Below are 21,210 nucleotides of genomic sequence, written 5' to 3'. Positions count from 1 at the left end.
TTTTGCCCTCCAGCACACAAACACCCCTCCTTGCAGGAGTGAGCCTGCTCATGATGGCGGCTAAGCAGATACCACCTTCTTCTCCTGCTGCCGCAACGCCGCCAGATCCCGATAACCCGCTGCAGGATGAACGTCTGCCAAACGCGGCCCCTCCCCAAACAATTTTTCACGCAAGGTCCCCGGCGCATAGTCGGTCTTGTACACCCCACGCTTCTGCAACTCCGGCACCAGCAACTCCACCGCGTCGATAAAGGTTTCGTGGGTCAGTGCATAGGCCAGGTTGAAACCGTCCACGTCGGTCTCCTCCACCCACTCTTGCAGAAGATCGGCGACTGTCTCGGGGCTGCCGACAAACAATGGCCCGAACCCGCCAATGCCGACCCAGTCCGCCAGTTCATTGGGCGTCCAGACCTTGTTCGGATCCGCCGTGGAAAACGCCTCCACCGCCGATTGAATGGCATTGGTGTGCACATGCTTGAGCGGTTCATCCGGTTTGAACTGGCTGAAGTCGATGCCGGTCCAGCCGGAAATCAGCGCCATGGCACCTTCGTAGCTGACCCAGGTTTTGTACTCCTCGAACTTGGCTTTGGCCTTCGCGTCGGTTTCGCCAAGGATCACCGTTTGCAGGTTGAAGATCAGGATCTTGCGCGGATCGCGCCCAGCCTCGGCGGCACGGCGACGAATGTCTGCCACGGTTTTCTTGAGCAGCACTTTCGACGGTGCGGCGACGAAGACGCATTCGGCATGCTCGGCCGCAAATTGTTTGCCACGACTCGATGCTCCCGCTTGGTAAAGCACCGGTGTGCGCTGCGGCGAAGGTTCACAAAGGTGAATGCCCGGCACCTGGAAATGTTTGCCAACGTGGCGGATCTCGTGAATTTTGCGCGGGTCGCTGAAGACCCGCCGCTCGCGATCGCGCAGAATCGCGCCCTCTTCCCAACTGCCTTCCCAGAGTTTGTAGCAAACCTCCAGGTATTCCTCGGCGAAGTCGTAGCGGGCGTCGTGTTCGGTCTGGTTTTTCTGGCCAATATTCTTGGCGCCGCTTTCCAGATACGAGGTGACGATGTTCCAGCCGGCCCGGCCCTTGGTCAGGTGGTCGAGCGTCGACAGGCGCCGGGCGAATGGATACGGGTGCTCGAAAGACAACGACGCGGTCAGGCCGAACCCCAGATGCTCGGTGACCAGCGCCATTGGCGGAATCAGTTGCAGCGGATCGTTGACCGGCACCTGCGCGGCCTGCCGGATCGCCGCGTCACCATTGCCGTTGTAAACGTCGTAGATGCCGAGCACATCGGCAATGAACAGACCGTCGAACTTGCCACGCTCAAGGATCTTCGCCAGATCGGTCCAGTATTCGAGATCCTTGTACTGCCACGAACGATCGCGCGGGTGAGCCCACAAGCCCGGCGACTGGTGGCCGACGCAGTTCATGTCAAACGCGTTCAGGCGAATTTCGCGGGGGATGCTTGGGGGGTTGGCGGGGGTTGTCATGGACCGGCTCCGGGTTTCTGGTGAATGCTCTGTTCGCATTTGCAGAAGTCATGCCTGAACATGATTGCAAGTTATTTCAACAGGTTGAGATGCTTTCCAAGAAATAACATCAGCTTTAAAAGAGCAAAGTGTCTATCCACTGTTGATGAGCCAACAGTCAAATCACCACGTTGCGCACAAACCGCGCCGCCACCGGCCCGTCATTGCGATAGGCATGGGGCTGGTTGCTGGCGAACATAAAGAACTCACCAGCAGCAATGTGCTGCGGGGTGTCACCCAACATTAGGGTCAGGCAGCCTTCGAACACGTAGATCTGTTCGCTCCAGCCTTCGGCGTCCGGTTGCGACGGGTAAATTTCCCCCGGTTGCAGGCACCATTCCCATTGTTCCACTTCGCGGGTGGCGGTGGCCTTGGACAGTAAAACGGCTTTGCTGCCGGGGATTACTCCGGCCCACGCCACTTCGTTGATGCGGCTCGTGTCACGGGCGTCCGGGGCCTGGATGAGGTCGCTGAACCTCACGTCCAGTGCCTCGGCCACGCGGTCGAGGGTGGTCAGGCTGACGTTGTTGTCGCCGGCTTCGATGGCCACCAGCATCCGGCGGCTGACCCCGGACTTTTCGGCCAGCACGGTCTGGCTCATGTCAGCGGCGTGGCGCAAGCGCCGGACGTTCTGGCTGACGTGCTGGAGGACCGAAGCCCGCGGGGTGGAATCTTTGTGCACTATATTGCTCACTTGGTGGGGTTGGGCAGTATACTGCGCAACATTCGGCGCATTGTGCGTCGCCCTCAAGTAGCGCGCAAGGTCATGACGTCAGTGAACTCTTCTCCCACCTCCCCCCGCGTCTCACGGTTCAGCAAAGCCGAGTGCGTGCTGGTGCTGATCACCATGGTCTGGGGCGGAACCTTTTTGTTGGTGCAGCATGCGATGACCGTCAGTGGACCGATGTTTTTCGTCGGTCTGCGCTTTGCCGCTGCCGCGAGTCTGGTCGCGCTGTTCTCCTGGCGACACCTGCGGGCACTGACCCTGTTCGAACTCAAGGCCGGGGCGTTTATCGGGGTGGCGATCATGCTCGGTTATGGCTTGCAGACGGTGGGTTTGCAGAGCATTCCCAGCAGTCAGTCGGCGTTTATTACCGCGTTGTACGTACCCTTCGTGCCGTTGCTGCAATGGTTGGTACTGGGGCGGCGTCCGGGGCTGATGCCAAGCATCGGGATCATGCTGGCGTTTACCGGGTTGATGCTGCTGTCGGGACCCGCCGGCGCTTCGTTCAATTTCAGCCCTGGCGAAATCGCTACGCTGATCAGCGCCATCGCGATTGCCGCAGAAATCATCCTGATCAGCACCTATGCCGGTCAGGTCGATGTGCGTCGAGTGACCGTGGTGCAATTGGCGACCACGTCGGTGTTGTCGTTCTTGATGGTGGTGCCGACCCAGGAACACATTCCGGACTTCTCATGGCTGCTGTTGTGCAGCGCGCTGGGCCTTGGCGCTGCGAGCGCGGCGATTCAGGTGGCGATGAACTGGGCGCAGAAGAGTGTCTCGCCGACACGCGCGACCTTGATTTATGCCGGGGAGCCGGTGTGGGCCGGGATTGTCGGGCGAATTGCCGGGGAGCGGCTGCCGGCGATTGCACTGGTGGGTGCCGGTTTGATCGTGGCGGCGGTGATTGTGAGTGAGTTGAAGACCAAGGGTAAAGGTGCTGCGGCGGCGGAGGAGTTGGAGCGGGAAACACAGGGTTAAACCGCGAGATCTGTGGCGTCTGATAATAGCTATCGCGAGCAAGCTCGCTCCCACATGGGTTCTGCGTTGTGCCACCAGAGTGTGAACACAACTGGCCCCTGTGTGCGAGCTTGCTCGCGATGGGGCCAGAAGGGTTTAAACCGGCCCGTTGAAACAATGTGAATCAGGCTTTTTCCGTCTACCGTGTAGGATTCTGCGACAGCTTCCCGTTTGGTGATCCGGGAGCTGGCACGTATGATGCTTCACAAACTCCCGCAGATTAGAAGCCTATGTCCCTGATAGTTCTACTGCTTCTGCCATTTATTGGCAGCTGTCTGGCAGCCGTCCTGCCGCACAACGCACGCAATACAGCCCCCTTGCTCGCGGGCCTGATCGCACTGATCGGCACCGTCCAGGTCGCGTTCCTGTACCCGCAAATCGCCCATGGCGGCGTAATCCGCGAAGAATTCTTCTGGCTGCCAAGCCTCGGCCTGAACTTCGTCTTGCGCATGGACGGGTTCGCGTGGCTGTTCTCGATGCTGGTGCTGGGCATCGGCACACTGGTCTCGCTGTACGCACGCTATTACATGTCGCCGGACGATCCGGTGCCGCGGTTCTTCGCATTTTTCCTGGCGTTCATGGGCGCCATGCTCGGGCTGGTGATTTCCGGCAACCTGATCCAGATCGTGTTTTTCTGGGAGCTGACCAGCCTCTTCTCGTTCCTGCTGATCGGCTACTGGCATCACCGTGCCGACGCACGACGCGGCGCCTACATGGCGTTGATGGTCACCGGCGCGGGTGGTTTGTGCCTACTGGCGGGGGTCATGCTGCTCGGCCATGTGGTCGGCAGCTATGACCTGGACAAGGTCCTGGCCGCCGGCGATCTGATTCGCGCACATGCCCTCTACCCGCTTCTGTTACCCCTGATCCTGATCGGCGCCTTGAGCAAAAGTGCGCAATTCCCTTTCCACTTCTGGTTGCCCCACGCGATGGCGGCGCCGACACCGGTCTCGGCCTATCTGCACTCGGCGACCATGGTCAAGGCCGGGGTGTTTCTGCTGGCGCGACTTTGGCCTTCGTTATCCGGCAGCGAAGAATGGTTCTACATCGTCAGCGGCGCCGGTGCCTGCACCCTGTTGCTGGGTGCGTATTGCGCGATGTTCCAGAACGACCTCAAAGGGTTGCTGGCCTACTCGACCATCAGCCATCTGGGCCTGATCACCCTGCTGCTGGGCTTGAACAGCCCGCTGGCCGCCGTGGCCGCGGTGTTCCACATTCTTAACCACGCCACCTTCAAGGCCTCGTTGTTCATGGCCGCCGGGATCATTGACCACGAAAGCGGCACCCGCGACATCCGCAAACTCAGCGGCCTGATCAAGCTCATCCCGTTCACCGCCACCCTGGCCATGGTCGCCAGCGCCTCGATGGCCGGCGTGCCGCTGCTCAACGGTTTCCTCTCCAAAGAAATGTTCTTTGCCGAAACCGTGTTCATCAATGCCACGGCGTGGATCGAGTGGAGCCTGCCAATCGTCGCGACCATCGCCGGCACATTCAGTGTCGCCTACTCATTACGCTTCACCGTCGATGTGTTCTTCGGCCCGACCGCCACCGATCTGCCGCACACCCCGCACGAGCCGCCACGCTGGATGCGCGCACCTGTTGAGTTGCTGGTGTTCACGTGCCTGGTCGTGGGGATGTTCCCGGCGCAAGTGGTCGGTTCCATACTGGCCGCCGCAGCCCTGCCAGTAGTAGGCGGGACGCTGCCGGAGTACAGCCTGGCGATCTGGCACGGCTTGAATGCGCCAATGATCATGAGCCTGATCGCCATGTCCGGCGGCATCGTGCTCTATCTGCTGCTGCGCAATCAGTTCAAGCGCGGGCGCTTCAAATACCCGCCGGTCATTGGCCGGTTGAATGGCAAGCGCCTGTTCGAACGCAGCCTGGTGATCATGATGCGCCTGGCCCGCCGTCTGGTGCGCCGGATCAGCACCCATCGCCTGCAAACCCAATTGTTCCTGATGGTCCTCGCTGCCGTGTTGGCCGGCTTGATTCCGATGCTCCACAGCAGCCTGAGTTGGGGGGATCGACCGAAAATTCCGGGCTCTATCGTGTTCGTGACCCTGTGGCTGCTGGCGATTGCCTGCGCCCTCGGCGCGGCGTGGCAGGCCAAGTATCACCGGCTCGCGGCCCTGACCATGGTCAGCGTCTGCGGCCTGATGACCTGCGTGACCTTCGTCTGGTTCTCCGCGCCAGACCTGGCACTGACGCAACTGGCCGTCGAAGTGGTGACCACCGTGCTGATCCTGCTCGGTTTGCGCTGGCTGCCACGGCGGATCGAAGAGGTGTCGCCACTGCCAAGCAGCCTGCGCAAGGCGCGCATCCGGCGTATCCGCGACTTGCTGTTGTCGACCGTGGTCGGTGGCGGCATGGCCTTGCTGGCCTACGCGATGCTGACGCGTCAGACGCCTAACGATATTTCCTCGTTTTACCTCAGCCGTGCCCTGCCCGAAGGTGGCGGCAGCAACGTGGTCAACGTGATGCTGGTGGATTTTCGTGGCTTCGACACCCTCGGTGAAATCACTGTGCTGGTGGCAGTGGCCCTGACCGTGTTCGCCCTGCTGCGACGCTTCCGCCCGCCCAAGGAAAGCCTGCAATTGCCAGCCCAGCAACGCTTGCTGGCACCGGACGTGGTCACCGACCTGGTCAACCCGCGCCACGCCAGCGACACCGCGCTGGGCTTCATGATGGTCCCGGCAGTGCTGGTGCGTCTGCTGCTGCCGATTGCGCTGGTGGTGTCGTTCTACTTGTTCATGCGTGGACACAATCAACCGGGGGGCGGTTTTGTCGCGGGGCTGGTGATGTCGGTCGCGTTCATCCTGCAATACATGGTCGCCGGCACGCAGTGGGTCGAGGCGCAAATGAGCCTGCGACCGCTGCGCTGGATGGGCATCGGGTTGCTGTTTGCCACGGTCACGGGGCTTGGGGCCATGGCGGTCGGCTATCCGTTCCTGACCACCCACACCTGGCATTTCACCCTGCCGGTACTGGGTGACATTCACATTGCCAGCGCGCTGTTCTTCGACATCGGCGTGTATGGCGTGGTGGTCGGTTCGACGCTGTTGATCCTCACCGCCCTCGCTCACCAATCGGTTCGCGGCCACAAAACCGCAGCCCAGCCCAAACCCGTCGCCACACAAGGAGCCGTCTGATGGAAGAAGTCATCGCAATCGCCATCGGCGTTCTCGCGGCGTCCGGCGTCTGGCTGATCCTGCGGCCGCGAACCTTTCAGGTGGTGATGGGCCTGTGCCTGCTGTCCTATGGCGTCAACCTGTTCATTTTCAGCATGGGCAGCCTGTTCATCGGCAGGGAGCCGATCATCAAGGACGGCGTGCCGCAGGACTTGCTGCACTACACCGATCCACTGCCGCAAGCACTGGTGCTGACCGCGATTGTGATCAGCTTCGCCATGACCGCGTTGTTTCTGGTGGTGCTGCTCGCATCCCGGGGCTTGACCGGGACCGACCATGTCGATGGCCGGGAGCCTAAAGAATGAATCCAATGACGCACCTGATCGCCGCCCCGATCCTGCTACCGCTGCTGACTGCCGCCATCATGTTGATGCTCGGCGAAAAACACCGTCCGCTGAAAGCCAGGATCAACCTGTTCTCCAGCCTTCTGGGCCTGGGGATTTCGGTGTTGCTGCTGCAATGGACACAGACCACCGGCGTTCCCGGCTCTATCGGTGTGTACCTGCCGGGCAACTGGCAGGTGCCATTCGGCCTGGTGCTGGTGGTTGATCGCCTGTCAGCGTTGATGCTGGTGCTGACCGGGATCATCGGCGTCAGCGCCTTGCTGTTCGCCATGGCCCGCTGGGACGGCGCCGGTTCCAGCTTCCACGCGCTGTTCCAGATTCAATTGATGGGGCTGTACGGCGCGTTCCTGACCGCCGACCTGTTCAACCTGTTCGTGTTTTTCGAAGTGCTGCTGGCCGCTTCCTACGGTTTGATGCTCCACGGTTCGGGTCGACCGCGAGTGTCGGCGGGGTTGCATTACATCTCGATCAACCTGTTGGCGTCGTCGCTGTTCCTGATTGGCGCGGCGCTGATTTACGGCGTCACCGGCACCCTGAACATGGCCGACCTGGCGTTGAAAATCCCGCTGGTGCCACAAGCCGATCGCGGCTTGCTGCATGCCGGCGCGGGGATTCTCGCGGTGGCGTTCCTGGCCAAGGCCGGGATGTGGCCGCTGAACTTCTGGCTGGTACCGGCCTACTCCTCGGTCAGCGCGCCAGTAGCGGCCATGTTCGCGATCATGACCAAGGTCGGCGTCTACACCCTGCTGCGTCTGTGGACGTTGCTGTTCTCCGGCCAGGCCGGGGCATCGGCCTACTTTGGCGGTGACTGGCTGATCTACGGCGGCATGGCAACAATCGTCTGCGCAGCGCTGGCGATTCTGGCGGCCCAACGCCTGGAGCGCATGGCCAGTTTGAGCATTCTGGTGTCGGCAGGGATTCTGCTGTCAGCCGTCGGCTTCGCCCAGCCGAACCTGATCGCCGCGGCGCTGTTTTACCTGGTCAGCTCGACCCTGGCGCTGAGCGCGCTGTTCCTGCTGGCCGAGTTGATCGAACGTTCCCGTTCGGTCAATGAAGCGCCGCTGTTCGATGACGCCGACCTGATCGCACGACCGAGGCTGTCCGAGCAACCGCCCAAAGGCTTCAACCTCGATGACGATCAGAAAGCCGTGGTCGGCCAGGTGATTCCCTGGACCATGGCCTTCCTCGGCTTGAGCTTCATTGCCTGCGCGCTGCTGATCATCGGCATGCCGCCGCTCTCCGGTTTCATCGGCAAGCTCAGCCTGCTCAACGCCCTCCTCAACCCGCTGGGCTTGGGCAATGGCGCTGGCGAACCGGTGTCGAACGCTGCATGGGGGTTGCTCGCACTGTTGATTCTGTCAGGGCTCGCCTCACTGATCGCCTTCTCGCGCCTGGGCATCCAGCGCTTCTGGACCCCGCAAGAACGTCCATCGCCGCTGCTGCACCGTTTGGAAAGCGTGCCGATCATCATTCTCCTGGGGCTGAGTATTGCGCTGACCTTCAAGGCTGAACCGCTGCTGCGTTACACCCAGGCGGCCGCCGATGCCTTGAACAACCCGCAGCAATACGTGATGGCCGTGCTCGGCACACGCGTAGTGCCAAGCCCGGAAGCCAAAGCGGCAATGTTGGAGGTGCAACCGTGAAACGCCTGTTTCCTGCCCCTTGGCTATCGCTGGCGTTAGGGGTGTTGTGGCTGGTGCTGAACCAGTCGATGAGCCCCGGCAATCTGTTGCTCGGCGCGATGCTGGGCTTCTGCGCACCGTTGATGATGCGCCGATTGCGACCGCTGCCGATTCGTATCCGTCGCCCCGGCGTCATCTTGCGCTTGCTCCTGGTGGTCGGTCGAGACGTGCTGGCGTCCAACCTCGCCGTGGCCTGGGGCGTGCTGAACGCCGGTCGCCGCGCGCCACGCTCACGCTTCATCAAAGTGCCGCTGGACCTGCGCGACGCCAACGGCCTCGCCGCACTCTCGGCGATCTGCACCGTGGTCCCGGGCACCGTTTGGTCGGAACTGGCGCTGGATCGCAGCATCCTGTTGCTGCATGTGTTCGATCTGGATGACGAAGCCGTGTTCATCCAGCACTTCAAGGCAACCTACGAGCGCCCCTTGATGGAGATCTTCGAATGAGCCCACTGCTGTCGAACGCCGTCCTGCTGAGCCTGTTCATGTTTTCCGTGGCGATGATTCTGACGCTGATCCGTCTGTTCAAGGGCCCCTCAGCCCAGGACCGGGTTCTGGCCCTGGACTATCTGTACATCATCGCGATGCTGATGATGCTGACGCTGGGCATTCGTTATGCCAGTGATACCTACTTCGAGGCGGCGTTGTTGATCGCCCTGTTCGGTTTCGTCGGCTCGTTTGCCCTGGCGAAATTCCTGCTGCGTGGCGAGGTGATCGAATGAATGGCGAACTGTCGCTGTGGGTCGAGATTCCAGTGGCGATCCTGCTGTTGCTCAGCAGTCTGTTTGCGCTGGTCGGCGCCATTGGCCTGGTGCGGATGAAGGATTACTTCCAGCGCATGCACCCGCCAGCGTTGGCCTCGACATTGGGGGCATGGTGTGTGGCACTGGCGTCGATCATTTACTTTTCGGCGCTCAAATCGACACCAGTGGTGCATGCCTGGCTGATTCCAATCCTGTTGGCGATAACCGTACCGGTGACCACCTTGCTGCTGGCGCGCGCGGCGTTGTTCCGCAAGCGCATGGCCGGCGACGATGTGCCGGCCGAGGTGAGTAGTCGGCGCACGGATGGCAGAAGCTAAGGTTACACGCTGAATCACCCGGATTGGCCTGCCCGGCCATGCGCCAATCCGGGCACTTCAAACCCAGGCAACCGTCAGCAACCCGGCCCCCAACACCACGCACAGTGGTGAATAGACCCAGGTATCGAGCCGGGCAAACGTCGAATTCTTGACCTCTTTGAAGAACCCCACCAGTTCCGAATCGCCAATCGCCCGGGCGAACATCAGTATCGCAATGGCACTGAGCACCCATTGCAGCCACTTGTCATGCACCGCCGGCAAACAAAGCCCGACCCGCAGACACACCAGCATGGCGATCAGTAACAGCGCCCCCGCCACCAGCAACGTCACGATTCCCGACGGCTTGAACGCAGGCCTTGATTGCGCGCCGCCCTCCCCGGGCACTCGCGGCACCGCCGCCTCGCTGCCCAGCTTGCCGCCCGAGGCCCAATACACGTGGACCAGGCTGATTATCAGAAAAATTGAAGCCATCCATTGTGCGACCAGCAGATTCATCTTCGGGCATCCATCCAGAGGGAGCGAACGTGCTCCGGGCGGTGATAGCGATACTCGGTGAAATACAAACGTGTGCGGCACAGACTTACTTCAGTTCGGCGGAGACCTTGTCAGCCACCTGCTTTGGCACCCAAGCCTGCCAGATATCCGGATGCGTCTTCATGAACGCTTCCGCTGCCTGGCGTGGCGGGGTGTGTTTTTCGCTCATATCGGCCAGTGCCTTGTTCAGTGCATCGATGGGGAAATCGACCTTGCTGAAGAACTCGACGATCTGCGGGTACTGTTTCTGGAACGGCGTGGACACGCCAATGGACAGCTTCGAGGGCAGCGAACGCGTCGGCTGCGGGTTTGGATTGTCGGCGTCGGTCAGGGTTTTCCAGGCTTCGGCGTCGAAGGGGGGTTCTTCCAGTTGAATCAACTTGAAGCGTCCGAGCAATGGCGTCGGTGACCAGTAATAGAACAGCACCGGCTTGCCCCGATGGATCGATGAAGTGATTTCTGCGTCCAGCGCGGCCCCGGAACCGCTGCGAAAGTTCACGTAGCTGTCGTTCAGGCCATAGGCGGTGAGCTTCTGCTTGTTGACCACTTCCGACGTCCAGCCGATCGGGCTGTTGAGGAAGCGCCCCTTGCCCGGGCTTTCCGGGTCGCTGAACACGTCTTTATATTTAGGCAGGTCGCTGACACTGCGCAAATCCGGCGCTAACGCCTTGATGCCTTTGGCCGGGTCACCCTTGACCACATACTCCGGGACCCACCAGCCTTCGGTTGCGCCCTTGACCGTATCGCCCAGGCTCGCGACCTTGCCTTCAGCCTCCGCCTTGACCCAGACCGGGCTGCGACCGGCCCATTCTTCACCTATGACCTGAATGTCATTGTTGGCCAGTGCAGTCTCCAGGGTAATGGTGGTTCCCGGCAGGGTATCGGTCGGCAACCCGTAGCCCTTCTCGACGATGATCCGCAGGATATCGGTGATCAGGCTGCCACTTTCCCAATTCAGGTCGGCGAAGTGGATCGGTGCCTGGGCCGCGAATATCGGGACGGGAGATGTTAACAATCCGACGCTGGCCAGGGACGCCGCCAGCAACCGTCGAAATCCTCTCATGCTTTTGCACCTCGTGCTGTTCACAGCAATAGCAGGATGGCCTGATAAACGACCACAAGTCTCAAAATATTCAGTCAATTGACTGTAGTAGAGGATCCTGATTTCGAGGGGTGCGAATTACGTTTCGGAAGATTCCTGCAAACGGGCCAGCTCTCTTCTGACCATGCTGGCGTACGCCGCCGGACGCAGCGTATAGATCTGTGACGCCACCCAACTCAGCCAGGCTCCCTGCAGAACTGCCTTCTGCTCGAACAGCCGCAGGGCTTCAGTGTGGGCACTGGCCTGGTTCTGTTCATGGAAATCGGCGCGGGTCACCGACATCACTCACTGGCCTTGAACGTCACCAGTTCGCCCTTGCGCCACTTGGCGGCTTTGGCAGTCACGGCTTTCAGGGTCTTGGTCAGGCCTTCCTGCAATTGTTGATGAGCGGCGAACACCATCACCACGCTATGACCTTCCTTGAACACAATCGCCTGACCGTCGGGCGTGGTGACAAATGCGTAATCACCCAATCCATACACCGTCAGTTTGATTTCGCGGAACTTGATGTCCAGCTTGCCGCCTTCGCGACTGGGTAGAACAGACGCGCTGAAATGATCACCGACCTTCAGTTTGAGCCCTGGCTTATCGTCCACCACCAGCGCTTCTTCAGTGTCGATCTCGGCAATGTAAATGCCTTCGGCGTTCTGTTCGGTGATGTAGACGAAACGAGATTGAAACTGTTTGACCAACTTTGCGCGCAAATCACCCAGCACGAACAAAGCATGCATATCGAGATTACTTACTGCCAAGGAAACATCCCCACATCTGAAATTGATGCCGCACGCAAAAAAAGCGCACGGCAGAAAATAGCGGCCATGCCGATGGTCTTTCAAAAAACCGGGTTGAAATCCTGATCCTGGCTGAGGGCTCATGCATCGCGAGGTCAGCGAGCCTACTGGAATATCGCTCGCGCCGTCTTCCGTCAAAGTCGTCAGATGTTGAAGGAAATTGCCCTTCTTACCGCCAGAGGAAACCGGATTACCAACTGTAAGGAAAAAACGCTTCAAGAAAAGCACTTTTCCGACATATCAGCCGCAAAAAATTGCTTTAGATGAACACCATTCGCCAACCCGTGGTGGCGATTCTAGAGCAGCGACGCTCACAGAGACTACCCATAACGACGTACATACGTCGGTAAAATAAAGAAAAGGACTTCATATGTGCACGATGACTCACTTTGCAACCGCCCAGCCACCTTACGCTCACAACGCCTCGCCGCTGCATCAGGGGTTGCTCGAAGCACCTCGGTTTCACCCAGAAGAGCCTGCCCGACCAAGGTTTCAGGTGGTTCCGGCAGGTATTGCATTCTTCCACATAAAGGAAACCGCCACAGGACGCGTCAGAGGTTTCCGCGGCGATCATAACCAGGCGTGTGCACTTGCTCGTTCACTTGAATCACGCGAATGAAGCGTCCACCGAATTCATTTCAATAGACGTTTCGTCAAACGCTCGACTTAACTCAGCCGCCGGCGGGCAACAACTGCCATACTGCCCGCCCCATGAAACCCGTTCCCACGTCGGACGGCGTTCAAAACAACAAAACATTTCCAAGGGAAGGCTGCTACGTGACGGAATTTGATATCGGCGAGTTTATGATCCGGGGTGAAGCCAGAGAGATCGATGGCGAATTCCAGGCAGTGATTGTCATGCGCGCCAAACCGAAATTGACCACGGTGACGTATCACCAGGTCGAGAAAGATCGCTGGTTCAAAACAGCGGAAGTCGCCGCTATCGCCGCTCAGGAATCGGCCAAGGAACTGAAGGCTGCCGTCGATGCGGGGGCATTGAAAGCCTGATCATCGAATTTGCCGTCTATGCTCTTTCCTGCTTTGGCACAGCCATCGAACTCCTGAAGCGCGGCCTCCTCAGATGCAATGAAGCTGCCCTTCAGATCTCGCACTCGACGCGGCCCGCAAGGAGATGAACATGGATTCACCCACACACGACTTGAAAGGCTTGTTCGACCAACTCGGCCTGGACTCCAGCCAGAAGGCCATCGATGATTTCATCGCCAGCCATTCACCGTTGGCCGACGACAAGAAAATGATCGACGCCGAGTTCTGGACCCCGCAACAAGCCGGCTTTCTGAAAGAGCAACTGCGCGAAGACGCCGATTGGGCGCGGGTGGTCGATGACTTGAACTTGCGCTTGCACCAGCTTCACTAGCTCGCGCAATCAATGCAGGCTGTCAGGTGATTCAGCGCTCAATTGCGCCAACCAGGCAGCCCTGCACTCTTCGGCCTCATCGCGGCTGGAAAACGCCGTCCCCCGGCGCTCACCGTTGAGCAGTACAACCCAACAGACACTCTGCCCCATCGCGCGCAAACAGGCGGGCACACCGCTACCAATCATGACGGCGACATCCACTTTGCTTTGCATGCTGGCCTCTAGAATTTCATTAGCAACCTAACTACATAGGCATGTTAATGAGTTCATTCGCGAGGAAACAGCAACGAGCTTGTATAGCTTCGTTGCCAAAATCGTAACAATCGCCCCCTTTCAGCGAGGAACTTGGGGCTTGTAACCCAAGCGCAAACCGCCCCAATGCCGGCCCTTGACCATGATCGGCACCGAAAGATCGTGCATCAATTCACCTGTGTCGCGGGTATACGTCTGCAACAGCACTGGCTTTTGATGGCTGCCACAACGGATACCGGTGCGGTCGGCGAATTTGCGTTTGGTGCGGTTTTGCAGCGTATCGACCTGCACGTCGCCGGTCAGCGACTGGCTGAAGACCTTGTTATGCGTCGGCACATATCCCTGTTGAGTGCAGGCGATGGCAAACACCAAGCCTTCATGAAGCGGCAATAACGGTTCCTGTATCGCCGGCAAGACTTGATCGGTATAGCGGTCGAAGCGGGTCTGGAACTTGGGCGGGCTGGTGTTCGGGATCGCCTGGTAATTGCGATCAAACAGGTCATCGAGGCTGACTCGCCCCTGGCTGATGTCCGCTTCAAAGCGCGCCGCAATCTGCATCGCGCCCTCGCGGGCCAAGTCATAGACCCGCTGGTGATAGTCATCCAGCCCGACTTCGGCCAGGCGCTCGCTGATGGACTCAGCCTGACCTTCCATCTGCACGGCGGCCTGGGCCAGGCGCTGGGTCTGTTGGTCGCTGATCGCCAGATCGCTGCGCATCTGCTCGATCGCATGAAACAGGCTGTCGAGTTGTTCGCGATTGGTGTCCGCGCCCCGGGCGATTTCCCCGACCTGGCTTTCGACGCCAGCGGCCAATCGCGCAATGTTTTCCAGGTGCTGCCCCGTGTGCTCGACTTGCTCGACACCCGTGTCGAGGTCGCTGGACAGTTGGCGGATCTGCTCCACGACCTGAGCCGTGCGTTGCTGGATATCGGCAACCATCTCGCCGACTTCGCCGGTCGCCGTCGCGGTTCGCGCCGCCAGGCCACGCACTTCATCGGCCACCACTGCGAACCCGCGACCATGTTCCCCGGCCCGCGCCGCTTCGATTGCGGCGTTCAACGCCAACAGATTGGTCTGGTTGGCAATGGACTGGATCACCAGCGTCACCCGCTGGATATCGTCACTGCGCAGGCTCAGGGCCTCGATCAGCTCGCGACTGTTGCTGGCGCGCTGGCTGAGTTGATGCATTCGGGCGATGGACTCAACCAGCTCTTTACGCCCCGCTGCGCCGCTTTGATGCGCTTCGCTGGCGGCGTCGAGGGCGTCGCGGCTGAGTTTGGAGGTGACTTGTTCGGTAGCGATCATCACTTCGGCGTTGCTGACAATTTGCGCCGCCGCGTTGAGCTGCGATTGCAGTTTGTCCGCCAGTTGCTTGACCGAATAGGCCACACCGGCCGCCGACAACGCGTTATGACTGGTGGTGTAGGAAAGATCGCGAGTCAATTCGCTGATGGCGCTGGCACTGTCCGCGGGGTTGTCTTGCGGGTTAGCGCGCGAGCGCAGGCGAGGCAACCAGATAATCAACACGGCCAAGGGCAGGCCAAGGTAAAGCGACCCGTAACCCAATGTCATGCCACACAACAAAAGCATCAGGGCGATGCTTTGCAGGGTCGGCGTCAGCCAAGGGTTTTTCGGCAAAAGCACTGGCGCAGGCGCTGCCGCCGCCAGAGATCCGTCTCTCGTCATCTTCGTCACCCCACGATCTTCTAATTGTTGTCTTCGCATTTAACGCCACTACAACGCCATTATCTATGGTCCATTAGTAGTGGGTATTGCAGCAGATCAATAGAGGGGCACGAGTTTTCTACGGACGAAAAAAAGCATCGCGGGCCAGCCTTGCTCCTTCAGGAGTGAGGCTCGCCCGCGATGCGTGGCGCTACGAAATCAGGCCTGACGCTGGTGCTTGTCGATCTGTTCGTGACGCTCTTGAGCTTCGATGCAGTACTTGGTGGTCGGGCTGATCAGCAAGCGCTTCAGGCCAATGGCCTCGCCGCTGTCGTCGCACCAGCCGAAGCTGTCTTCTTTGATGCGTTCCAGAGCCTGTTCCAACTGAGGCAGCATGCGCTGGTCGCGATCGATCGCGTTTACCAGCCAGGTGCGCTCTTCTTCAACAGAAGCTGCATCTGCCGGATCGGCCGGAGTGTCCAGGCTCTCGATGGCGATGCGGTTCTGTTCGATGCGCTCATGGGTTTCGACTTTCATGTTCTGCAACAGCTCGGAGAAAAAAGCATGTTGCTCAGCATTCATGTAGTCATCCGCCGGCATGGCCAGCAACTTGTCCTTTGTCATTGATATCTCTATAAAAAAACGTGCATTAAGGCGAATTAGGGAGCGTTCCGGCTGACCGGGTGAGGCCATCGGAAAGGCGCCGTTTAATTCCAAGCGCCACCCGGCACTCAATTTACGAGGGGCGGCAGTCTAAGGCCGACGTGAGGCCCCAGCAACTGAAAAGTCAGCGAATTTGTCCGACAAGGTGTGCAAAGTGCTCTATAGCAACCGTTGCGGCGGTTATCGGAGTGCGTTTATAGCAAGAAATTCCGTCGAGCGGCTGTATATAGAAGACAAACGGCTGCGCCAGCCCCACCCGTTTGCAGCTAGCGCAAGCTCAGCTAAGGTTGTCCGTCCCGAAATGGCCTTTAAAAGGAATGCATTAATGAAGCTGATCGGCATGCTGGATTCGCCTTATGTACGGCGTGTGGCCATTTGCGCCCAACACCTGGGTATCGACCTGGAGCACCAATCGGTATCGGTGTTCCGGCACTTCGAGCAGTTCCAGCAGATCAACCCGGTGGTCAAGGCGCCGACGCTGGTGTTGGACGATGGTGATGTGTTGATGGATTCGACCCTGATCATCGACTACCTGGAAGCCTTGGCCGGCCCTGGCAAAAGCCTGATGCCCAGCGACCTCAAGCAACGGCTGCGCGCACTGCGCGTGACCGGCCTGGCGTTGGCGGCCTGCGAGAAGTCAGTGCAGCTCTATTACGAACGCAACCTGCGCCCCGTCGATATTCAATTTCAACCATGGGTGGAACGCGTCGAAGGCCAATTGGCGGCGGCCTATGCGGCACTTGAGCGCGAATTGGAAAAACAGCCGCTGGCTGGCGGCGCCTCGATTGCACAGGACGGCATCACAGTAGCGGTCGCCTGGAGCTTCACCAACCTGGTGGTGCCGGATCAGGTCGATGCCGCGCGCTTCCCGCAGATCGCGAAATTCACGGCACAGGCGGAAACGCTTGAGGCATTTATCAATACCCCGATAACCTGAGCCGCCCAGCCCACCGGACTCTCCCATGACCGCCGTCGAACAGACCGCCCCGGCGCTGAAGGAAATCTTCAACGCCGAGCGCCTCAAGCACATCGCGACCGAAATGACGGCGGTTTACCCCCGGTTCAACACCAAAGCCTTCTTGAAGATGGCCAACGAAGGCCTTGCCGACCTGTCGATCATGCAACGCATGGCCCGGGTCAGCGAATGCCTGTACGCGGTGCTGCCGCTGGGATATGACGAGTCCCTTGAAGTATTGCGCACCCTCGCCCCACGCCTCAACAGCAGCTTCGTCAGCATCTCGTTGCCGCACTACGTGGCGATGTATGGCGCTCATGATTTCGAGCAGTCGATGGATGCGCTTAAGTATTTCACCGCGTTTGGGTCTTCGGAATTTGCGATCCGGCACTTTCTGCGCAGCGACCTTCAGCGTTCATTAACGCTGATGCAGCAATGGTCGCTCGATGACAACGAACACGTGCGGCGCCTGGCCAGCGAAGGTTGCCGCCCGCGTTTGCCGTGGTCATTCCGACTCGAACAGATCCAGGCCGATCCGACACTGGCTGCGTCGATCCTCGACAACCTAAAGGCTGATGAAAGCCTGTATGTGCGCAAGTCCGTGGCCAACCACCTCAATGACATCACCAAGGATCATCCCGACTGGGTGCTGGACCTGATTGAAGGGTGGCCGCTGGATAACAAGCACACAGCGTGGATTGCCAAACATGCGTTGCGCAGTCTGATCAAACAGGGCAATCAGCGAGCGTTGGCCGTCATTGGCGCCAGCGGCAAGGCTGAGGTCGAGATGGTCGGGGTTAAAGTTGAACCGGCAGTGATTCGTCTGGGGGAGAAAATCTCCCTCTCGTTCACTATGAAATCCACGGTGTCAGAGAGTCAGCGACTGGTAATCGATTACGCGATTGATTACGTCAAAGCCAACGGCGGTACATCGGCGAAGGTGTTCAAGCTCAAGGCGTTGACGTTGCCGGGCAAGGCCACAGAGTTCGTCAGTCGCTCTCAGCAGATCAAAGAGCTCACTACTCGCAAACACTATGTGGGCAAACACACGGTGCACATTCTGGTGAACGGCGAACGCCTGGCCAGCACCTCATTCGAAATCCTCGCTTAGCTTGTAGCAGCTCGTCCGCTGTAGCAGCTGCCGAGCTCGCGAGGCTGCGTTCGGCAGCGCAGTTGTCGTGAAATCAGGCCGCGCGGTGTTTCAGAAAGACCGCGTATGCAGGTTTTGCGACTGCTACGCAGCCGAACGCAGCCTCGCAGGCTCGACAGCTGCTACAGCTGCTACAGCTGCTACAGCGGACATAGCGCTGCTACAAACTATCAATACATCCGTCCCGTTAGTTGATGCCTGAGTTATCCAGAACCATTTCCAATACCTCGCTGACCCGACTTGGCGGCCCGACGTCAACTTCACAAAGTTTTTAGACGAGATGACGTTTGCCGACCATCCTTACGAGACTTCCGTCCCCATGGATCACTTCGCATCAGCGCGAGGAAGACTTCGATGCTCAACTGGATGCTGGTTTTCGTTCCCATCGCCATTGTCGTGGAATATGTCGCAGCAGACTTCCACCTGCTGGTCTTCCTGATGGCGGCCCTGGCCATAGTGCCGCTCGCAGGTTGGTTGGGACGGGCTACCGAGCATCTGGCGGAACGCTCCGGCGAGGGCGTTGGCGGGCTGCTGAATGCGACGTTCGGCAACGCGACCGAGCTGATCATTGCCCTGAGCGCCTTGCGCGCGGGTCTCTTTGATGTGGTGAAGGCGTCTATCGTCGGGTCCATCGTCGGCAACATCCTGCTGGTGTTGGGCGTGGCCATGCTGGCTGGCGGGTGTCGTCACCATGAACAGCAATACAACATCTCCGGGGCGCGCTCCCAGGCTACCCTGCTGACCCTGGCTACCATCGCGCTGATTCTCCCGGCTGCCTACAACGCCGTCATCACGCCCCGAAATCCACAGGGTCTGCAGTCGCTGAGTCTGTACATCTCGCTGATTTTGCTGGTGGTATACGGCTTGTTCCTGGTGTATTCGCTGGTCACCCACAAAAGCCTGTTTTCCGGTACATCCAACACCGAGCAAAGCCCGGATCAACCGCGTCCCTGGTCAACGCGCAAAGCGTTGCTGGTGCTTGGCGGGTCGACGGTACTGATCGCGTGGATCAGCGAGATTCTGGTCGGCGCCATCGAACCCAGTGCTCATCAGCTCGGCCTGAGCAACCTCTTTGTCGGTGTATTTGTCGTGGCCATCCTCGGCAATGCCGCCGAGCATGTCTCAGCCGTCTCGGCCGCCATGAAAAACCGCATGGACCTTGCGCTGTCGATCGCGATCGGCTCCAGCGTCCAGGTGGCCCTGCTGGTCGCTCCCATTCTGGTATTGGCCAGCCATTTCATTGGTCCGACGCCCATGGGGTTGGCCTTTTCCGCAGGGTTGGTGCTGAGCGTCCTGTTGGCGGTGCTGATTACCGGGCAGGTCGCCGGCGATGGCCGTTCGGACTGGCTCAAAGGTGTGCAATTGCTGGCGGTGTACCTGATCCTTGGCCTGGCGTTTTTCTTCACACCTGATGCGTCCATTCCATAAAGCGGCCCCTATACCTCTAGCCTGTAGTCCTTAAAATAGCCGGGTGATTTCATTCAAGACCCGATCCTGGGCTTGAGGACTTGGCCTGTGGCGATAAGCCACTGCGAAAAAAGCAACGCCTTCGTAGTCACAGCGAATCGAAAAAGTCATACCTTCACGCAACCCAAAGACTGATCGGTCCCCTGCATCAACAAAATATCTCGCTTTTGTAAGAGCCGCTCTGGCGTGCTTCAGGCAGTCAGACTGGCTAAACGAGTGTTGCAGCCAACTAGTAGTGACACGCACAGACGAAGTCTCGCTGTCATCGATAGGTGGCTGAGTAATGACTTTAGTAGGTGCAGTAATGTTATCGTCGCTGGCGCAAGCGGCCAGTCCCATTGAAATAACACCCAGTAAAAAACCCAAACGAAGTTTCGAATGCTTAAGTGCGTTTCGCATCGTGGGGCGTTCCTGTGACGATCTGCAATGAACGAAGTGGCAGTTACTAACGTAATAGCGGGTTTCTGCTATTTTGCTACCTATGTTCAGTGAATACGACCAATGGTCCTATGTAGGCCGGTCATTTTGTTCTCGAAATCCATGCTGACTAACTGAGCGTTTTCAGATTCAACGTATAAGCGATAGCTTCAAGCCGACATTCGTTTTTGACACAGTCTGGGCCGATTGCTGCCTGTCGCGAAGGCAGCAAACGACTGTGGATTCGACTGGACGATGCAACACACCGGATGTTGTGTGAACGGAGTCTCGGTTAAACCGACACTAGCAGCACCTTGCGTGCTGCATCTGAGACTTGAGACTGTACATCTCTGTCAGTCGGGGACGCGCTGCACAGATTAGCTTTTGGCCTGATTGATCGTCCTGACTTTACTTTCAGCTACAGCGCCTTCAGCCTTCTGTTTCTGTGCAACCTGGAAGGCTTCCATCGAGATTTTCCGGGCCGCCTCCATGCGTGTGAAGGTGCGATCACCGCCACCTGTGGCCATAGCCAGAGAAGAAGCGGTCAGCGTGGCGACTACCAAGAGAGCTTTCATGGATTTCATTTGGGTATCCTCAAGTGAGACTTTGTAAACAGCTAACAGTGGGCACTACTGGCCAAAACCGAACCGCCTTATTCAACTTGATTTCATCACGTAAATATTCCACGGCGGACAAAGAGAACACATGACCTGTTGGTGACAACAGCGAATCAACATGGCTCTCAGCACAACTTGATTGGAGCTTGCCGTTACTGACTACAATTAAGGCCCAGTAATTTCCACTCATTAATCTTGCAGTATTGTGCCACCAAATTAATGGAAAGCTTCGCGAATGAACTTTTACTCATTCGATTATTTTCATTTCGAGATAACAAAAACCTGATTCGCACTGAGTGCATATGAGGTTTAACTTCCGCTTCTGGGTACAGGCGAGGCTCAGACCACTTTCGGCGAGCGGATCAGGCAATGCTGGTGGAGTTGGCCGGGCTTGCGCCCCATTCAAGGAAACGGATTTTGTGAACCTCGCCCTCGCTATCTGCGTAGACCAGGGTCACCGGTACCAGGCCAGTCTTGTCGGAAGTATCGGTACTTTGCAGTACCCTCTGCACATCGATTTCCATCCCGTAGTGGTATTCGACAGCTGAGATATGCGCAACGGGGTCTTGCAGGTCATTCTGGGCAAATACACTTGGCGCGATAGCCAATGCCTGCATTTACCAAGGCCGCCAGATGCTGGAAAAGCTTCGAAAA

The 21,210-nt window shown here is 58.7% G+C and carries 26 protein-coding genes; 14 read left to right on the top strand and 12 right to left on the bottom strand.

The window, feature by feature from the left end; translation table 11 throughout:
• Positions 1-60 precede the first annotated feature (60 nt).
• Positions 61-1,464 carry an LLM class flavin-dependent oxidoreductase gene (locus C7534_RS00865; protein ID WP_109784963.1) on the bottom strand — a complete coding sequence of 468 codons (1,404 nt, stop codon included), beginning with the start codon at positions 1,462-1,464 and terminating at the stop codon, positions 61-63.
• A gap of 184 nt (positions 1,465-1,648) precedes the next feature.
• A complete protein-coding gene (locus tag C7534_RS00860; protein ID WP_109784646.1) occupies positions 1,649-2,212 on the bottom strand; it encodes a helix-turn-helix domain-containing protein in 564 nt (187 codons plus the stop codon).
• Here C7534_RS00860 and C7534_RS00855 point away from each other — a divergent pair.
• The 7 genes from C7534_RS00855 (at position 2,207) to C7534_RS00825 (ending at position 9,565) form a co-directional block, all read left to right on the top strand.
• Complete coding sequence (locus C7534_RS00855) at positions 2,207-3,232, top strand: DMT family transporter (protein WP_046027589.1); 1,026 nt, start codon at positions 2,207-2,209, stop codon at positions 3,230-3,232. The genes C7534_RS00860 and C7534_RS00855 overlap by 6 nt on opposite strands.
• A 269-nt stretch (positions 3,233-3,501) precedes the next feature.
• The gene (locus tag C7534_RS00850) at positions 3,502-6,420 is read left to right on the top strand and encodes a monovalent cation/H+ antiporter subunit A (protein ID WP_046027592.1); all 2,919 of its coding nucleotides are present in this window, start codon (positions 3,502-3,504) and stop codon (positions 6,418-6,420) included.
• Positions 6,420-6,764, top strand: coding sequence for a Na+/H+ antiporter subunit C (locus tag C7534_RS00845; protein WP_007944721.1), 345 nt, complete (start codon positions 6,420-6,422; stop codon positions 6,762-6,764). The genes C7534_RS00850 and C7534_RS00845 overlap by 1 nt, the downstream gene beginning before the upstream one ends.
• On the top strand, positions 6,761-8,446 hold the full coding sequence (locus C7534_RS00840) for a monovalent cation/H+ antiporter subunit D (protein ID WP_109784645.1): 1,686 nt from the start codon (positions 6,761-6,763) through the stop codon (positions 8,444-8,446). The genes C7534_RS00845 and C7534_RS00840 overlap by 4 nt, the downstream gene beginning before the upstream one ends.
• The gene (locus C7534_RS00835; protein ID WP_046027595.1) at positions 8,443-8,931 is read left to right on the top strand and encodes a Na+/H+ antiporter subunit E; all 489 of its coding nucleotides are present in this window, start codon (positions 8,443-8,445) and stop codon (positions 8,929-8,931) included. The genes C7534_RS00840 and C7534_RS00835 overlap by 4 nt, the downstream gene beginning before the upstream one ends.
• Complete coding sequence (locus C7534_RS00830) at positions 8,928-9,206, top strand: K+/H+ antiporter subunit F (protein ID WP_046027596.1); 279 nt, start codon at positions 8,928-8,930, stop codon at positions 9,204-9,206. The genes C7534_RS00835 and C7534_RS00830 overlap by 4 nt, the downstream gene beginning before the upstream one ends.
• Positions 9,203-9,565 (top strand): Na+/H+ antiporter subunit G, encoded by a 363-nt coding sequence (locus tag C7534_RS00825; protein ID WP_046027597.1) that lies wholly within the window; start codon positions 9,203-9,205, stop codon positions 9,563-9,565. The genes C7534_RS00830 and C7534_RS00825 overlap by 4 nt, the downstream gene beginning before the upstream one ends.
• Before the next feature lie 57 nt (positions 9,566-9,622).
• Here C7534_RS00825 and C7534_RS00820 read toward each other — a convergent pair whose 3' ends face one another.
• The 4 genes from C7534_RS00820 to C7534_RS00805 form a co-directional block, all read right to left on the bottom strand.
• Complete coding sequence (locus C7534_RS00820) at positions 9,623-10,060, bottom strand: DUF3995 domain-containing protein (RefSeq protein WP_046027599.1); 438 nt, start codon at positions 10,058-10,060, stop codon at positions 9,623-9,625.
• 85 nt (positions 10,061-10,145) lie between these two features.
• Positions 10,146-11,162 (bottom strand): ABC transporter substrate-binding protein, encoded by a 1,017-nt coding sequence (locus C7534_RS00815; protein ID WP_109784644.1) that lies wholly within the window; start codon positions 11,160-11,162, stop codon positions 10,146-10,148.
• 117 nt (positions 11,163-11,279) lie between these two features.
• Positions 11,280-11,483, bottom strand: a complete 204-nt coding sequence (locus C7534_RS00810) for a hypothetical protein (protein WP_046027603.1) — start codon at positions 11,481-11,483, stop codon at positions 11,280-11,282.
• On the bottom strand, positions 11,483-11,932 hold the full coding sequence (locus tag C7534_RS00805) for a hypothetical protein (protein WP_175648946.1): 450 nt from the start codon (positions 11,930-11,932) through the stop codon (positions 11,483-11,485). The genes C7534_RS00810 and C7534_RS00805 overlap by 1 nt, the downstream gene beginning before the upstream one ends.
• Here C7534_RS00805 and C7534_RS32740 point away from each other — a divergent pair.
• The 4 genes from C7534_RS32740 (at position 11,927) to C7534_RS00790 (ending at position 13,370) form a co-directional block, all read left to right on the top strand.
• Positions 11,927-12,058: a hypothetical protein gene (locus C7534_RS32740; protein WP_256594669.1), complete on the top strand. Its 132-nt coding sequence runs from the start codon at positions 11,927-11,929 to the stop codon at positions 12,056-12,058. The two genes, C7534_RS00805 and C7534_RS32740, sit on opposite strands and share 6 nt — an antisense overlap.
• 304 nt (positions 12,059-12,362) lie before the next feature.
• Positions 12,363-12,611 carry a hypothetical protein gene (locus C7534_RS32735; RefSeq protein WP_077430288.1) on the top strand — a complete coding sequence of 83 codons (249 nt, stop codon included), beginning with the start codon at positions 12,363-12,365 and terminating at the stop codon, positions 12,609-12,611.
• A gap of 158 nt (positions 12,612-12,769) precedes the next feature.
• Entirely contained in the window at positions 12,770-13,000 is a 231-nt protein-coding gene (locus C7534_RS00795) for a hypothetical protein (protein ID WP_046027605.1), read from the top strand.
• Positions 13,001-13,130: 130 nt separating this feature from the next.
• The gene (locus tag C7534_RS00790; protein WP_046027606.1) at positions 13,131-13,370 is read left to right on the top strand and encodes a DUF2789 domain-containing protein; all 240 of its coding nucleotides are present in this window, start codon (positions 13,131-13,133) and stop codon (positions 13,368-13,370) included.
• A 9-nt stretch (positions 13,371-13,379) separates the two neighbouring features.
• Here the strand turns inward: C7534_RS00790 and C7534_RS00785 are convergent, their stop codons facing one another.
• From C7534_RS00785 to C7534_RS00775, 3 genes are all read right to left on the bottom strand, one after another.
• Complete coding sequence (locus C7534_RS00785; RefSeq protein WP_046027607.1) at positions 13,380-13,583, bottom strand: hypothetical protein; 204 nt, start codon at positions 13,581-13,583, stop codon at positions 13,380-13,382.
• 120 nt (positions 13,584-13,703) lie between these two features.
• A complete protein-coding gene (locus C7534_RS00780) occupies positions 13,704-14,927 on the bottom strand; it encodes a methyl-accepting chemotaxis protein (protein WP_442963195.1) in 1,224 nt (407 codons plus the stop codon).
• Positions 14,928-15,506: 579 nt separating this feature from the next.
• The gene (locus tag C7534_RS00775; RefSeq protein ID WP_007907888.1) at positions 15,507-15,911 is read right to left on the bottom strand and encodes a TraR/DksA family transcriptional regulator; all 405 of its coding nucleotides are present in this window, start codon (positions 15,909-15,911) and stop codon (positions 15,507-15,509) included.
• Positions 15,912-16,275: 364 nt separating this feature from the next.
• Between C7534_RS00775 and C7534_RS00770 the strand changes: the two genes are divergently transcribed.
• The 3 genes from C7534_RS00770 (at position 16,276) to cax (ending at position 19,483) form a co-directional block, all read left to right on the top strand.
• Positions 16,276-16,887: a glutathione S-transferase gene (locus tag C7534_RS00770; RefSeq protein WP_046027609.1), complete on the top strand. Its 612-nt coding sequence runs from the start codon at positions 16,276-16,278 to the stop codon at positions 16,885-16,887.
• Positions 16,888-16,912: 25 nt separating this feature from the next.
• Positions 16,913-18,016, top strand: a complete 1,104-nt coding sequence (locus tag C7534_RS00765; RefSeq protein WP_109784642.1) for a DNA alkylation repair protein — start codon at positions 16,913-16,915, stop codon at positions 18,014-18,016.
• 393 nt (positions 18,017-18,409) lie between these two features.
• Complete coding sequence (cax, locus tag C7534_RS00755; protein WP_077430291.1) at positions 18,410-19,483, top strand: calcium/proton exchanger; 1,074 nt, start codon at positions 18,410-18,412, stop codon at positions 19,481-19,483.
• 30 nt (positions 19,484-19,513) lie between these two features.
• On the opposite strand, the gene C7534_RS32235 is transcribed toward cax, so the two are convergent.
• From C7534_RS32235 to C7534_RS00745, 3 genes are all read right to left on the bottom strand, one after another.
• Complete coding sequence (locus C7534_RS32235) at positions 19,514-19,921, bottom strand: hypothetical protein (protein ID WP_146206142.1); 408 nt, start codon at positions 19,919-19,921, stop codon at positions 19,514-19,516.
• A 395-nt stretch (positions 19,922-20,316) separates the two neighbouring features.
• On the bottom strand, positions 20,317-20,523 hold the full coding sequence (locus C7534_RS00750; RefSeq protein WP_109784641.1) for a co-regulatory protein PtrA N-terminal domain-containing protein: 207 nt from the start codon (positions 20,521-20,523) through the stop codon (positions 20,317-20,319).
• A gap of 395 nt (positions 20,524-20,918) precedes the next feature.
• Positions 20,919-21,173, bottom strand: a complete 255-nt coding sequence (locus tag C7534_RS00745; RefSeq protein ID WP_109784640.1) for a DUF2790 domain-containing protein — start codon at positions 21,171-21,173, stop codon at positions 20,919-20,921.
• Positions 21,174-21,210 lie beyond the last annotated feature (37 nt).

Source organism: Pseudomonas sp. OV226, assembly GCF_003148705.1.
In the GTDB taxonomy this organism is placed as follows: domain Bacteria; phylum Pseudomonadota; class Gammaproteobacteria; order Pseudomonadales; family Pseudomonadaceae; genus Aquipseudomonas.
The sequence above is the reverse complement of the archived record's forward strand: the minus strand, read 5'-3'. Positions and strand labels throughout refer to the sequence as shown.